Origin of the sequence: Nocardia sp. NPDC056611, from assembly GCF_042792755.1 — a bacterium.
GTDB lineage: Bacteria > Actinomycetota > Actinomycetes > Mycobacteriales > Mycobacteriaceae > Nocardia.
This window is the reverse complement of sequence record NZ_JBHTVV010000004.1, coordinates 148606-162371: the sequence shown is the minus strand read 5'-3', so window position 1 is coordinate 162371 and position 13766 is coordinate 148606. Positions and strand designations below refer to the sequence as shown.

At 71.7% G+C, this 13766-nt stretch carries 9 protein-coding genes; 6 read left to right on the top strand and 3 right to left on the bottom strand.

All coding sequences use genetic code 11. The features are described 5' to 3' along the window. Nucleotides 1–367: 367 nt before the first annotated feature. Nucleotides 368–2188, bottom strand: a complete 1821-nt coding sequence (locus tag ACFRAQ_RS22155) for an Hsp70 family protein (RefSeq protein ID WP_379102513.1) — start codon at nt 2186–2188, stop codon at nt 368–370. Between the two features lie 314 nt (nt 2189–2502). Here ACFRAQ_RS22155 and ACFRAQ_RS22150 point away from each other — a divergent pair, with 314 nt between their 5' ends. The 3 genes from ACFRAQ_RS22150 (at nt 2503) to ACFRAQ_RS22140 (ending at nt 8316) form a co-directional block, all read left to right on the top strand. Continuing rightward, nucleotides 2503–4485: an IniB N-terminal domain-containing protein gene (locus ACFRAQ_RS22150; protein ID WP_379102511.1), complete on the top strand. Its 1983-nt coding sequence runs from the start codon at nt 2503–2505 to the stop codon at nt 4483–4485. A gap of 107 nt (nt 4486–4592) precedes the next feature. Beyond that, nucleotides 4593–6440: a dynamin family protein gene (locus ACFRAQ_RS22145; RefSeq protein ID WP_379103693.1), complete on the top strand. Its 1848-nt coding sequence runs from the start codon at nt 4593–4595 to the stop codon at nt 6438–6440. A 277-nt stretch (nt 6441–6717) separates the two neighbouring features. Continuing rightward, a complete protein-coding gene (locus tag ACFRAQ_RS22140; RefSeq protein WP_379102509.1) occupies nt 6718–8316 on the top strand; it encodes a dynamin family protein in 1599 nt (532 codons plus the stop codon). 9 nt (nt 8317–8325) lie between these two features. Here the strand turns inward: ACFRAQ_RS22140 and ACFRAQ_RS22135 are convergent, their stop codons facing one another. Both ACFRAQ_RS22135 and ACFRAQ_RS22130 read right to left on the bottom strand, forming a co-directional pair. Then, nucleotides 8326–9486, bottom strand: a complete 1161-nt coding sequence (locus tag ACFRAQ_RS22135; protein ID WP_379102507.1) for a zinc-binding dehydrogenase — start codon at nt 9484–9486, stop codon at nt 8326–8328. Nucleotides 9487–9587: 101 nt separating this feature from the next. Next, nucleotides 9588–11270 carry a DHA2 family efflux MFS transporter permease subunit gene (locus tag ACFRAQ_RS22130; RefSeq protein WP_379102505.1) on the bottom strand — a complete coding sequence of 561 codons (1683 nt, stop codon included), beginning with the start codon at nt 11268–11270 and terminating at the stop codon, nt 9588–9590. 112 nt (nt 11271–11382) lie between these two features. Here ACFRAQ_RS22130 and ACFRAQ_RS22125 point away from each other — a divergent pair, with 112 nt between their 5' ends. Genes ACFRAQ_RS22125 through ACFRAQ_RS22115 form a run of 3 tightly spaced genes read left to right on the top strand, consistent with a single transcriptional unit; the run spans nt 11383 to nt 13755 of the window. Continuing rightward, the gene (locus ACFRAQ_RS22125; protein ID WP_379102503.1) at nt 11383–11898 is read left to right on the top strand and encodes a MarR family winged helix-turn-helix transcriptional regulator; all 516 of its coding nucleotides are present in this window, start codon (nt 11383–11385) and stop codon (nt 11896–11898) included. Beyond that, entirely contained in the window at nt 11895–12854 is a 960-nt protein-coding gene (locus ACFRAQ_RS22120; protein ID WP_379103691.1) for a haloalkane dehalogenase, read from the top strand. Before ACFRAQ_RS22125 ends, ACFRAQ_RS22120 begins: the two co-directional genes overlap by 4 nt. Nucleotides 12855–12909: 55 nt before the next feature. Beyond that, nucleotides 12910–13755, top strand: a complete 846-nt coding sequence (locus ACFRAQ_RS22115; protein ID WP_379102501.1) for an RNA polymerase sigma factor — start codon at nt 12910–12912, stop codon at nt 13753–13755. Nucleotides 13756–13766 lie beyond the last annotated feature (11 nt).

Sequence of the window (13766 nt, the reverse complement as noted above, 5' to 3'; positions counted from 1 at the left end):
GTGCGGCCGCGAGCGCAGCGCGATGACGACCGGGAACTCCCCGGATTCGGCTGCGGCGCGGAGCAGATCGAACTCGGCCGCGCCGAGGGTGTGCGCGTCGTCGACGACCAGGGCGGTCCGGGGGCGGCCGGTCTCCGCGCCGCCGGGACGCGGGGCCTGCGCCGGATGGTCGGTGAGCGTGACGCCGCGGGCGCGCAGCCGCGCCCGGATCGCGCCCAGCAGGGTGGACTTACCGGTGCCGGAACGGCCGCGGATGAGGTACAGCACCGCACCGGAGTCGCCGGAATCCAAGTCCCGGAATATCTCTCGCGCGCCCGGAAGTGAATCGAGCGCGACTGGGGTAACGCCTGTCACGAGGAACCAACTCTCAGCCGTGCGTACCGGGAATTTTCCCGAGTCCGTCGACGGCGTTGTTCAAGGCTCCCGTCGGGAGCTGGGGCGCCGGCACCTGCACGGGGGCGGGCACGGGAGGCTGCGGCAGCTGCATGGTCTGCACCGGCGGCTGCTGCTGCGCCGGGGCGGGCTGCGGCTGGGTCTGCGGCGCGGGTTGCGGCTGCGCCTGCTGGGTCTGCGGCGACTGGTCCGGCGCCGGATTCTGTTGCTGGGCAGGGGTATCCGACTGGCCGCCCGGGGCGGCCGGAGCGCCCACGGGGGCGCCGGCGGCCGGCGTGCCGGGCTGGGCGCCGCCCGGCTGGGTGGCGCCGGGCTGCTGCGGCGAGTTCACCGCGGCGATCGGACTGCCCGGCACGGCCGCGGCGGGCGTGCCGGAGGGGGTGGCCCCGCCGTTCGGCGCGGCCTTGTCCAGGGCCACCGCCGAGGTCGAAGGGGCCGGTGTGCCCGCGGGATTCGCGGGGGTGGACCGGTCTCCGGTGCCCATGGCCAGCGTGCCGGTCGCCACGGCGGCCACGGCGATGGCGGCCGCGCCGAACACGGCCAGCCGCTTCCAGTGCCGGAAGCCGCTCCGGGGTTCCTCGACGGGCAGTTCGGGCAGCAGCGGAATACGCGGAGCCACAGCGGGTTCCGTCGTCGTCTCGGGTCCGGCGACCGCCGGCGGAGCGGTGTCGGCGGGTTCGGGTAGGGAGCCGCCCCCGATGCGGCGGGGCACGCCCGCGGCGGTCCGGGGCGGAATGAGCGTGGTGCTGCCGTCGGCCTCGGCGTAGGTCGGGCCGCCGATCGCGATGGCCGGGTGGGCCTCGGTCTCGGTGAAGTCGGCGAGCAGGTCGGCGGCCAGCAGGGCCGCGCCGTGCGCACTCAGGTGGGCCGGGTCGGCGGCGGCCGCGACCGGGATGCCGAACTCGGTGGACAGCACCTCGGTTACCAGCGGGATGCTCGCGCCGCCGCCGGTGAGCAGGAAGCCGTCCAGATCGGCGGCGGTCAGTCCGGCGCGGCGCAGCGCCTCGCGGACCAGGTCGGTCGAACCGAGGAGCGGACCCCGCAGCAGCTCCTCGATATCGTCGCGAACCAGTCGCACATCGGCGACGCCGAGCATGGGCAAACGCACCGGCACCATGGTGGCGGTATTTGTGGAGAGAGTTTCTTTCGCAATTTTGCAGCGTTCCCGGAGCGCCGACAATTCTTGTTCCACTTCCGGGTCGAAAGGATCGAAATCTTTTTCGCCGACCGCATAGGCGAGGACATATCTCATCGTCAGCAGATCGAATTCCGAACCCGCCACCGCGGTGCTGCGGACCGGTTCGCCGAGCAGGCCCGACATGGCGCCCGTGCGCGCCACCGAGACGGTCAGCCCGGTGGCTCCGAGGTCGAACACCACCATCGCGCCGTCACGGCTGGAGCCGTGCACGTCCTGCAGCCAGCGCATGGCCGCCGCCGGTTCCGGGACCAGGGCGACCTCGCCCAGTCCGGCCTCGTCCAGCGCGGTCCGCTGCGTTTCCACGGTGTGCTGCGACCACCAGGCCGGGTAGCAGGCGACCGAGGCGCCCGCCGGGCCCATATCCGTCACCACGCGGCCGATGATGGTCGCCACCAGGTCCGCGGCCCGGACGACGGAGCCATCGCGGGTGCGGATGTCCACGGGGTCCCCGACCCGGGACAGGAAACTCTCCGGAACCTCCGTCTCCGCGCCCAGCGTGCTGGGCCGGGTATGGAGCTTGTGTTGTCCCCCCGAAGTTGTCACGGCAACCGTGTTCGACGACCCGACCGTGATGCCGAGCGCCAGCCCCTGACTCATTCGAGTTCCCCTGTCATTACCGGACACGCGGTGGGTGTTGCGCGTGCCGCTCGAAAGCTCTTGGTCCGATATGTCTGAAAACCCTCTGTTAGGCCGGTCGGCCCACCGAGCCTGTCGGTTGCTGGGGGGTTCTCGTTACCGATTCCCCGGCAGGTTTGGGGAAATTCCCCTAATGTTCGCAGGACCCCCAAGGTGGTCGATGGGGAAAGTGGGGGAGTTCACCCCGCACGCGTAACAACTCGTCTTCCCAACAGGAAAGTCAATTCGAGCAGTGCGGGTCAACGGGGCCCGCCCCACCAGGGAGACGATTGATCATGAGCCCCAACGCAATTCTCGAGTTCATCCTCAACCTGCTGCGCGACCACGAGGCCGCCGTCAGTTATTGCACCAATCCGGGCGCGGCCCTCGCCGCCGCCGGCCTGGACACCGTGACCCCGGAGGACATCGCGGCCGTGGCGCCGATGGTGGCGGAATCCGCGCTGGTTGCCGGAGGTTCGCAGCTGTCGAGCATCATCGCCGCGGGCGGGGCCGGCGGCCTCGGCGCCGGCACCGGTCTGGACGCCGGGCTCGGCGCGGACGCGGGCCTCGGCGCGAACGCCGGCGTGGGCGCGGCCACCGGAGTCGGTGCGAACGTGGGCGCCGGTCTCGTCGACAACGCGGCTCTGAACCTCGGGGCCGCCACCCTCGCCGCCACCCAGGTCAACCTCGGCACCGAGGTCGGCGCCGGCCTGGAGCTGGATCTCGCCAACAGCGTCGGCGCCGCCGTGGACGCGGCCGCCGGTCTCGGCGCGGGCCTGACCGCCGGACTCGGCGGTGCGCTCGGCGCGGCCGCCGACGTCGCGGCCGGTGTCGAAGCCAATCTGGGCGGTGTCCTCGGCGCCCAGGCCGCCGCCGACCTGACCTCCGCCCTCACCGGTGGCCTGGCGGCCGGCGCGGGCCTGGAAACCGGCCTGCAGGGCGCGCTCGACGCGGTCGCCCACGGTGGCGCGGACCTCGCCACCGGCCTGACCGGCGCGATCACCACCGCCGCCGACCTGGAGACCGGCCTCGGCGCGGGACTCTCCACCGCCGTCAACGCCGTCACCAGCGCGGGCGCGGGCCTGCAGACCGGCCTGAACGGCGCTCTCAACACCGGCCTCGGTCTGCAGACCGGTCTCAACGGCGCGGTGACCACCGGGGCCGCTCTCGGCACCCAGGTCGGCACCGGCCTGGAGACCGGCCTCCCCGGCGCCGCCGACGCCCTCCTCGGCGCGGGCACTCAGCTCGGCGCTGGCCTGGACACCGGCCTGCACGCGGGCGCGGACCTCGGCACCCAGCTCGGCGGCAACCTCGGCGCGGGCGTCGACACCGCTGTCGGCGCCGGCACCCAGCTGGGCGCGGGGCTGAACACCGGACTCCAGGCGGGCGCGGATCTCGGCACGCAGCTGGGCGGCGGTCTCGGCGCGGGGCTGAACACCGCGGTCGGCGCGGGCACGCAGCTGGGCGCGGGTCTCGAGACCGGCCTGAACACGGGTGCGCAGCTGGGCACGGGTCTCGACGCCGGGTTGCACACGGGTGCGGACCTCGGGACGCAGCTCGGTGCGGGCGTGGGCACCGGGTTGCACACGGGTGCGGACCTCGGGACGCAACTGGGCGCGGGCCTGGACACCGGGCTGCACACCGGTGCGCAGCTGGGTACGGGTCTCGACGCCGGGCTGAACACCGCGGTCGGCGCGGGTACGCAGGTCGGCGCGGGGCTCGAGACCGGGCTCAATGGCGCGGCGACTGTGGGTACCGGGCTCGGCGCGCAGGTCGGAAGTGGTTTGGAGACGGGCATTTCCGGCGTGGGCGGTGCGGCGACCGGAATCGGCACCGGCGTGCAGGGCGGGCTCGACACCGGCCTCCACGGCGCTGTCGGCGCCGGGACTCAGGTCGGGACCGGTCTGGATGCCGGGGTGCACTCGGCGGTCGGTGCGGGTACGCAGGTCGGCGCGGGTCTCGGCACCGGGCTGACCGGGGTCGGGAACGCGGTGGCCGGGCTCGACACCGGGGTCACCGGGACGACGCAGGTCGGCGGCGGGGCCCAGGTCGGGACCGGTCTGGATGCCGGGATGCACGGCGGCAGCGCGGTGGACGCCGGGCTGCACGGCGCGGGTGCGAATCCCTGGGCCGGAGTGGATGTTTCGCAGGCCTTCGGCGGCGGGGTGCACACCACCGGTCCGGACGCGTCGCTGTTCGGCGACGGTGGCGCGCACACCGGTGTGGATCTCGGGGCGCACGCGGGCGGCGATGTCGTCGGCGACATCCTGCACTCGTGACGCGAGGGGTCGCTCACCGCGGGTTCGCCGCGGTGAGCGACAGTCTCTCGACGATGCACTCGGAACATGGACGGCTGGAGCAGGTCGGTGAGCAAGCTGTGACAGGCATGGTGGCGGCGAATCCGCTGTTGACGATGGTCTCGGAGACCATCGCGGTGGCGCGGGCCGCGGAACGCGGCGACCTGGTCGCGCGCCTGGAGACGGTGGCGGGCAAGGTGCGCGATCCGCGCCGCCGGATCCTGGTGGCGGGCTTGGGGAATCAGGGCAAGAGCCGATTCGTCAACGCGCTGGTCAATCTGGATGTGTGCCCGGTCGCCGATGATATCGCCACCGCGGTCACCACCGTCCTGTCCTACGGTCCGCAACCGCGCGCGACTGTGGTCGCGGCGGGCGCGGACGGCGGCGAGAACACCCGGGAGGCGGTGCCGTTCGAGGCCGTCACCGCGCTCACCGCCCGCAGCCCGCAGGGCCGCGCCGTGCTCCGCGTCGAACTCGAGGCCCCGAGTCAGCTGCTCGCCGACGGCATCGTGGTGGTGGACACGCCCGGACTGGGCGCGCACGGAACCACCGGCGCGGCAGGCGTTCTCGCGCAGGCTCCGGCCGCCGACGCCGTGCTGGTGCTCACCGACGCCTCCACCGAGCTGACCGATCCCGAGGTGGACTTCCTGCGGCAGGTGCGGGAGTTGTGCCCGGCCGTCGCGGTGCTGGTCACCAAGATCGATTTGTACCCGCACTGGCGACAGGTGTTCGAGGCGAACCGGAAGCATCTGCGTGCCAATGAGATCGAGATGCCGATCCTGCCGGTCTCGGCGGTGCTGCGCTCCCACGCCATGCGCCTGCAGGACGAGGGTCTCGGCCGCGAGTCCGGGTTCGGTCTGGTCTTCCAGTTCCTGCGGGAGCAGGTGGTGGCGCGGGACCAGGCGGCCACGCAGCGCGCGGTCGCCCTCGACATCTCCTCCGCCGCGGAGCATCTCGCGCTGGCGTTGGGCAGTGAGCTGGTCGCCTTGCGGGATCCGGCCCGTGGCGCGGCCGCCATCCGGGAACTGCACGCCGCCAAGGCCGAGGCGGAGAAGCTTCACCGCCACACCGCGGCGTGGCAGCAGACCCTCGGCGACGGCATCACCGATCTGGCGGGCGATATCGACCACGATCTGCGCAACCGGCTGCGGGACATCTCCCGCACCGCCGAGGACTGGATCGACGACCACGATCCCGGCAAGCACTGGGACAGCATGGACGAATGGCTCACGGCCACCGTCGGTTCCGCGGTCGGGGACAACCTGGTGTGGACCGGCACCCGGGCGGTGAAACTGGCCGAGCGGGTCGCCGCCCATTTCACCGATCTGGGCGCGGTGGATCTGCCCGAGGTCCGCGACACCCTCGACGACGACTCCCGCACCGGGTCGTGCACCCTCGCCGATCTGGAACCGGATCTGGGCTTGAGTCACAAGCTGCTGGTGGGCGTGCGCGGCTCGTACGGCGGCGTGATCATGGCGGGCATGGTCGGCACCATGGCGGGGATGGCGCTGATCAATCCGCTCTCGCTGGGCGCGGGAGTCCTGCTGGGCGGCAAGGCGTTCAGCGACGACAAGAAGGCCCGCCTGGCCAAGCGCCGTGCCGACGCCAAGATGGCGGTGCGCCGCTATCTCGACGACATCGCCTTCCACAGCGGCAAGGAGACCAAGGACCGCCTGCACCGCATCCACCGGTTGCTGCGCGACCATTTCACCGCCATCGCCGACCGCACCCTGCGCTCCATCGACGAGTCCCTGCGCGCCGCCCAGGAGGCCGCCAACGTGGAGGCCGCGCGCCGCACCGAACGGGCCGCCGAACTGGAACGCCGCCTGCACGTCGTGGGGGAACTCCGCCGCCACGCGGGCGCGCTCCTCGGCCCGGAGTCGCCCGGCGCGCTGCCGCCGGGCAATCACCCCCAGCTCCCGCCCGCCGCGCGCTGAACCCGTCGCGCGCGCCGAGCCGCAGGGGGGCTTGGTGCGCGCTGGGAGGCCCCGGCGCCGACCGGTGCGGCACACCGAGGCCGGGTCGGGGGGATTCGCTCCGGGCCGGGCAAGATCAGGGTGTGGCGGACGGAGTCGCGTTCCCGGGCGGCGCGGGCCGATGCCCGGGACTGGGAATCGGCTGTGAGACCCGGCGGGGTCTGATAACGATTCCGCGTGTCCCGGCGAATGCCTTGCGGATGCGTGGAGGTGCGGTGTGCTTCGGAATCGGGAGCCTATGAGGGACGACGCGAGCGGTGTCGGATACGGGCTGGTACCGGAGACGCGCGGGCTGCTGGCCGCGGCCAGACGGGCGCTCGGCGAGCAGCCGCGGGTGCGGGCTCAACTGGACGAGTGCGCGCGGCGGTTGGACGAGCCGCTGCGGGTGGCCCTGGCGGGTCAGCTCAAGGCGGGCAAGTCGACCCTGTTGAACGCTCTGGTCGGGCAGGACATCGCGCCCACCGACGCCACCGAGTGCACCCGCCTGGTCACCTGGTATCGCAATGGGACCGCGCCACGGGTCACCGCGTACAGCGTGGACGGCGCCCGCGCCGATGTGGTGGTGCGCCGTGGCCGGGGGGCCGAGGGGCTGCCCGGCGCGCACGGTCTCACCTTCGATCTGTCGGCGCTGCGCTGGAATTCGCCGGCTCCGCGCGAGGTGGATCAGCTGGCGGTGGAGTGGCCGTCGGCCGAACTGGCGCAGACCACCATCATCGACACCCCCGGCATCTCGTCGCTGTCGCGGGAGGTGTCGGCCCGCACGTCGCGGCTGCTGACCCCCGGCGGCCCGGGTCCGGCGCTGCCGCCCGCCGACGCCGTGCTCTATCTCCTGCGCCGCCTGGACGCCGCCGATGTCGATTTCCTGGAGCGGATCGGCGGCGGTCACAGCGGTAATAGCGCTGCGCCGCAGGGTTTCTCGGGGCCGCTGGGGGTGGTCGGCGTGGTGTCGCGGGCCGATGAGATCGGTGCGGGCCGCATCGACGCCCTGCATTCGGCGCGCGATGTGGCCTCCCGTTTCGCGACGGAACTGGAGCGAACGGGCCTGTGCCAGTCGGTGATTCCGGTGGCGGGTCTGCTGGCCTTCGCGGCCGCCACCCTCCGGCAGCGGGAGTACGACGCCTTCGAGGCGCTGGCCGCCATCCCCGTCGACGACCTGACCACCGCCCTGCTGTCGGCGGACCGTTTCGCCCACCCCGACCTGCCCCTCCCGGTCCCCGCCGACCTGCGCGCCCACTTGGCCGCGCGATTCGGCCTGTTCGGTATCCGGCTGGCCGTCACCCTGATCCGCCTGGGCGTCCGCGGCTCGCAGGCGCTGGCCGCCGAACTCTCCAGCCGCAGCGGCCTCGACGAACTCCGCACCGTCCTGGATGTTCAATTCGCCCAGCGCGCGGACGAATTGAAGGCCCACTCGGCGCTGACCGCGCTGGCCCGCATTCTCGCCGCCAACCAAGGTTCCCCGGCCGACGCCCTGCTCCCGCGCGTCCGCACCCTGCTGGCCGACGTCCACGGCTTCGCCGAACTACGTCTGCTGTCGCACCTCCGCTCCGACGAACTCCCTTTGCCCCCGGAGGATCTCGCGGAACTCAACCGCCTGATCGGCGGCACCGGCGTGGCCCCCACCCTCCGCCTGGGCCTGCCCGCCCACACCGACGTCCCCACCCAGCGCGAAGCGGCCTTGGCGGCGGTTCAGAAGTGGCGGAACCGGGCCCGCCACCCGTTGGCCGATCAGTTCACCGCGAATGCCTGCCTCACCGCCGCGCGCAGCGCCGAGGGCCTGCTGGAAATCCTGCACGAGCCCCCGACGACCCCGTTCCCGGCCCTGCGCCCCGGCCGATAACGTCCCCGGTCAGGGCGCGGTGCGGTCGCTGCGCGGGTCGATGAGGATCTTGGCGTGGTGCTCGGGGGAGGCGAGGGTGGCGAAAGCGGTGTCGATACCGTCGAGGCCCACGGTGCCCGTGATCAGCGGTGACGGGTCGACCTTGCCGTCGGCGATCATGTGCAGGGTGTCGCGGAATTCGCCCGGGTCGTAGCCGAGCACGAAGCGCAGCTCGATCTCCTTGTTGATCGCGGTGGCGGGATGGAACGCGTCCTGCTGCATGCACACGCCGACGACCACGACCCGGGTCAACGGCGGTGCGGCCGTGAGGATCTGGTCGATGATGCCCGGGACGCCGACGCATTCGAAGACGACCGGACCGGAGGGCCCGCGCTGGAGCGTGTGGGCCGCGCGGAACAGGTACCACCACGGAACAGCGGGGATGCGGCGCAGGCGTTCCATGGCGTCGAAGCCGAGGTTGAGAATGTCGGCGGCGCCCGTGATGCGGGACTTCTTCGGAGTCGACTCCCACGGGGACGCGGTGGCGGGGTCGACCACCACATCGGCTCCGCAGGCCGCGGCCAGTTCCCGGCGGCGGGGGGATAAGTCGCTGGCGACGACGGTGTGGACGCCCGCGGCCTTCGCCATGGAGATGACGGCCAGGCCGATCGGCCCGCAGCCGATGACGAAAGCGGTCTGGCCCTTGGTGATCCGGCTCTTGCGGACCGCGTGCCAGGCCACGGCCATGGGTTCGGTGAGGGCCGCGTGATCGGGGGAGAGGCCGTTGGGGACCGGGAAGGTCATGGGTTCCTGGATCAGGACCTGTTCGGCGTAGCCGCCCGGCGCGTGCGCGGACAGTCCGGTCAGTTCGGGCTGCCGCCCGGTGCGCAGGATCGGCAGGGCGACCACCGGGGTGCCGGGCTTCCAGCGCCGCCGGGTGCCGGGACCGTATTCCACGATCTCCCCGGTGAATTCGTGACCCATGACGACGCGCTGTTCCGACCGCATGAACCGGTCGTAGCCGGTGGCGGCGGCCACGTCGGCGAGTTCGTCGCAGTGCAGGCGGGCGTGCAGGTCGGAGCCGCAGATGCCGCAGCGGGTGACGGAGATGAGCACTTGGCCCGGCCCCGGCACGGGAGTCGGGAGGTCCTCGACCTGGAATTCGCCCTTACTGACCACGGCCGCGCGCATGACTGGCTCCTGTCGGAAGTCGGTGATTCGTCTGAATTCTTCCCCGGAAGCGGCCGCCGGTCGGAGGAATTCCCCGAACCGGCGGCCGGCGCGCGTGGCGGTCAGACCCCGACGAGGTCCTCCTCGGCCGCCATCTCGTGCTGTTCGAGCCGGGTGTCGCGCGGCAGCGCCAGGAATCCGACGCAGACCAGGGCCATCAGCCCGATACCCCACCACAGCGTGTACTCGAAGGTGTGCGCGAAGTTGACCGCATTGGCGTCTTCGCCCGCCCGCGTCAGGATCCCGCCGATCGCGGGGTCCGCCGGAGCCGACTGGCAGCTGGGCGGAACCACCGATGGATCCACCGCACCGGAGCGGTCCCGCACGCAGGCGGAGAAGCCCGCGAGAATCTGCTCCCGCGCACCGTCCGGCACCCCGGCGGTGGCCAACTCCGTGCGGGTCTGTGCCGCAACGGAATCCACGCCGCGCGCCGAGTCGTGATCCAGCTGCCCGAAGAACAGGATCCCGACCAGCGCCACACCCAGTGCCAGCCCCAGCTGCTGTCCGGTGTTCAGCAGCCCGGACGCGGCCCCGGCCTCACGGTCGGGAATCTGCCCGAGCAGCATGTCGATGGTCGGCGCGACCACGATGCCGAATCCGATACCGGTCACCACCAGCGGGAACACCATCTGCCAGGAGGCGAAATCGGATTCGTACCGGGTGGCGAGCGCACCGTAGAGCGCGAATCCGCCCGCGGTGATCAGCCCGCCGACCAGCAGCACCCACTTGCCGAACCGCGGCGCGAGGGCGCTCACCGAGACGCCCGCCCCGATGCCCGCGCCGACCGCGAAGAACGCCGAGGTGAGTCCGGCCCGCATGGGCGACCAGCCGAGCCCGGCCTGCATGAACAGGGTCCAGATCAGGAAGAATCCGCCGAATCCGATCCAGAACAGCAGCCAGCTGGCCAGGCCGACCGTGAACGGCCGCGACCGGAACAGCTCCAGGTCGATCAGCGGCGACCCGGTGGTGCGGGCCCGCCACCGCTCGTAGACCAGGAAGGTCGCGAAGGTCACCGCCGCCGCCCCGATCATGACGAAAGTCCAGGCGGGCCAATCCAATCGGCGGCCCTCGGTGAGCGGGTACACCAGCAGCAGCACCGCGGAGATGGCCAGCGCCATGCCGATGATGTCCAGCCGCGGCGCGTGCGTGGACCGCGAATCCCGCATGACGACGGCGGCCGCGCCCAGCGCGAGCAGCCCGACCGGCACGTTCACCAGGAAGATCGGCCGCCAGTCCAGGTCGAACAGATTCCACTCGACGAGCAGCCCGCCCAGGGACAGCCCGACCGCCGACGCGGACCCGCCGACCCCGCTGTACACGGCGATCGCCTTGGCGCGCTCGTCCTTCGGGAAGGTGACCCGGATGATGGCCAGGATCTGCGGCACCATGAGCCCGGCCATCGCGCCCTGCACGAACCGGGAGCCGATGAGCATGCCGGGCGAGGTCGCCAGGCCGCAGGCCAGCGAGGCCGCGGTGAATCCGGCGACGCCGATCAGGAACAGGCGTTTGCGGCCGTAGATGTCGCCGAGCCGGCCGCCGGTGATGAGCACCGCCGCGAAGGACAGCACGTACGCGGCGATGATCCATTCGATCTGCGAGTAGGCCGCGCCCAGGTCCTTCTGGATGCTGGGGACGGCGACATTGACGATGGTGACGTCGAGCAGGTCCATGAATCCCGCGGCCAGCACGACGGTGAAGGCGATCCAGCGGCGTGGATCGAGGGTGGGGGTGTTGTCGGTATCCACTGCGAACTCTCTTCGATTCGGTGTGGGTGGAGGTCCGATTCAAACTATGCACCTGAAGTGATTATCAATCAAGAGGGCAATCATGGCTCGGGCATTGCTGTAGTCTGTGCCGGTGACCGATGCCGATCCCCAGCACTCGCCGCTGTTCGAAAGTCCCGCATTCCTCTTGGGACAGTTGGGATCGCATTCCGCGTACCGGTTCGATCAGCTGCTCGCGCCCCTGGGGATCAAGCCCCCGCAGTACGGCACGCTGCGGCTGCTCGAGGCCAATGACGGCCGCACCCAGCAGCAGCTGTGCGACACGCTCGGAATCCACCGCAATGTCATGGTCAGCCTGATCGACGCCCTGGAGCAGCGGGGTCTGGTCGAGCGCCGCCGCCACCCCGCCGACCGTCGCGCCCACGCCGTGCATCTGCTGCCCGCCGGCCGCGAGGCCATCGCCCGTGCGGCCGAACTCGCCGAACAGCTGAACGCCGAGTTGCTGGCCCCGCTCGAACCGGAGGATCGGCCGCGGATGCTGGCCATGCTGCAGCGCCTGGCCGTCGGCAACGGCCTCACTCCGGGCGTCCACCCAGGTCTGACGATGAAGCCGGGCACCCTGCCGATGTATGACCCAGGTCACAGCTGAGGGCTGTCACAAGCCGCTCCGGCGCGTGTCCAACCAGGTGTAGGCAACTCACCCGGAAGGACACCACGATGGCCACCATCGACGTTCTGGACTCGTTCATCAACTACACCGACACCGGCAGCGGTCCCGTCGCGGCCGGGACCGTCCCCGTCGTCTTCCTGCACGGCAACCCGACCTCGTCCTACATCTGGCGCGATGTGATCCCGCACGTGAGCGGTGAAACCCGCGTCTTCGCACCGGATCTCATCGGCATGGGCGCCTCCGGCAAGCCGGACAGCGACTACCGCTTCGTCGATCACGCCCGCTACCTGGACGCCTGGTTCGAGGCTCTGGGCCTGGACCAGGTCGTCATCGTCGGCCACGACTGGGGCGGCGCGCTCGGAATGGACTGGGCCGCGCGCCATCCCGAGCGAGTGCGCGGGATCGCCGTGGTGGAGACCTTCCTGCGTCCCATGAGCTGGTCGGACATGCCGCCGCAGGGCGCGGAACTGTTCCGCCGCTTCCGTTCCCCCGAGGGTGAGGAGATGGTGCTGGAGAAGAACATGTTCATCGAGTTCAACCTGCCCGCCTCGACCCGCACCCTCACCCCGGAGGCGCTCGACGCCTACCGCGCGCCGTACCCGACGCCGGAGTCGCGCAAGCCGATGCTGGTGTGGCCCAGGGAGTTCCCGCTCGACGGCGAGCCCGCCGACGTGGTCGCCATCATCGAGAACTACGACGCCTGGATGGCGGACAGCCTGGAGGTGCCCAAGCTGCTCATGCACGTCGAGGACGGGGTCGGCCTGGGTTCGCCGGAGGCGATGGAGTGGGCGGTGCGCACCTTCGCGTCCGCCGAGCTCGCGAACATCGGCCCGGCCGGGCACCACTGCCCGGAGGATCAGCCCGACGCCATCGGCCTGGCTGTCGCCGGTTGGTTGCGTGCGCACGCCCTGCTCACCGCGCCCGCTGTCGCCTGAGTGGCGGCCGGCCTGACGGCCCCGCGATGTCGGACCCGGCCCCTATGCTGGCGGTATGGAGACCGGATCGGAGATCGACGAGCGCGATCTCGTCGCGCGGGCCGTCGGCGGTGATCGCGCCGCCGTCGCGGATGTGGTTCGGCTGCTGCAGGATCCGATCTACCGGCTGGCGCTGCGCATGGTGTGGCGCCCCGCCGACGCCGAGGACGCCACCCAGGAGATCCTGCTGCGCGCGGTCGGCAGTCTGGCGAGCTGGCGGGGCGAGGCCAAGCTCACCACCTGGGCGTACCGCATCGGCGTCAACTATCTGCTGAATCTGAAGCGGCAGACGCCGCAGGAGCAGCGGCAGCTCAGCCTCGACGAGTTCGGCGAGGGACTGCGGGAGGGCCTGGCGGAGGAGGACTATCGCGGTCCGGAGGCCACGCTGCTCACCCATGAGGTCCGCCTCAATTGCAGTCAGGCGATGCTGCAATGCCTGGGGCGTGACGAACGAGTCGCGTACGTGCTCTCCGATGTGTTCGAGGTGAACTCGGAGGAGGCGGCCTGGATCGTCGGCGCGACACCGGCCGCGTATCGGAAACGGGTGGAGCGGGCCAAGAAACGGCTCGGCAACTTCCTGCGGTCGACGTGTGGCCTGGCGAATCCGCAGGCGTTCTGCCGGTGCTCGCGGCGGGTGGAGAAGGCCGTCGACCTGGGGCGGGTGGATCCGAAGCGCCCGGCCTTCGCCGCGCACCCGGTGACGCCGGGCGGGCGGAGTGTGGCGGAGGCGGAACGGCAGATGATCCGGCTGCACGACGCCGCGGCCGTGCTGGGCGCGCACCCGGATTACGCCGCGCCGCAGGCGAAGATGGAGGCCATCGCCGGGCTGCTGGCCTCGGGCCGGTTCCCGCTCCTGGAGTGAGGTTCGCTCCG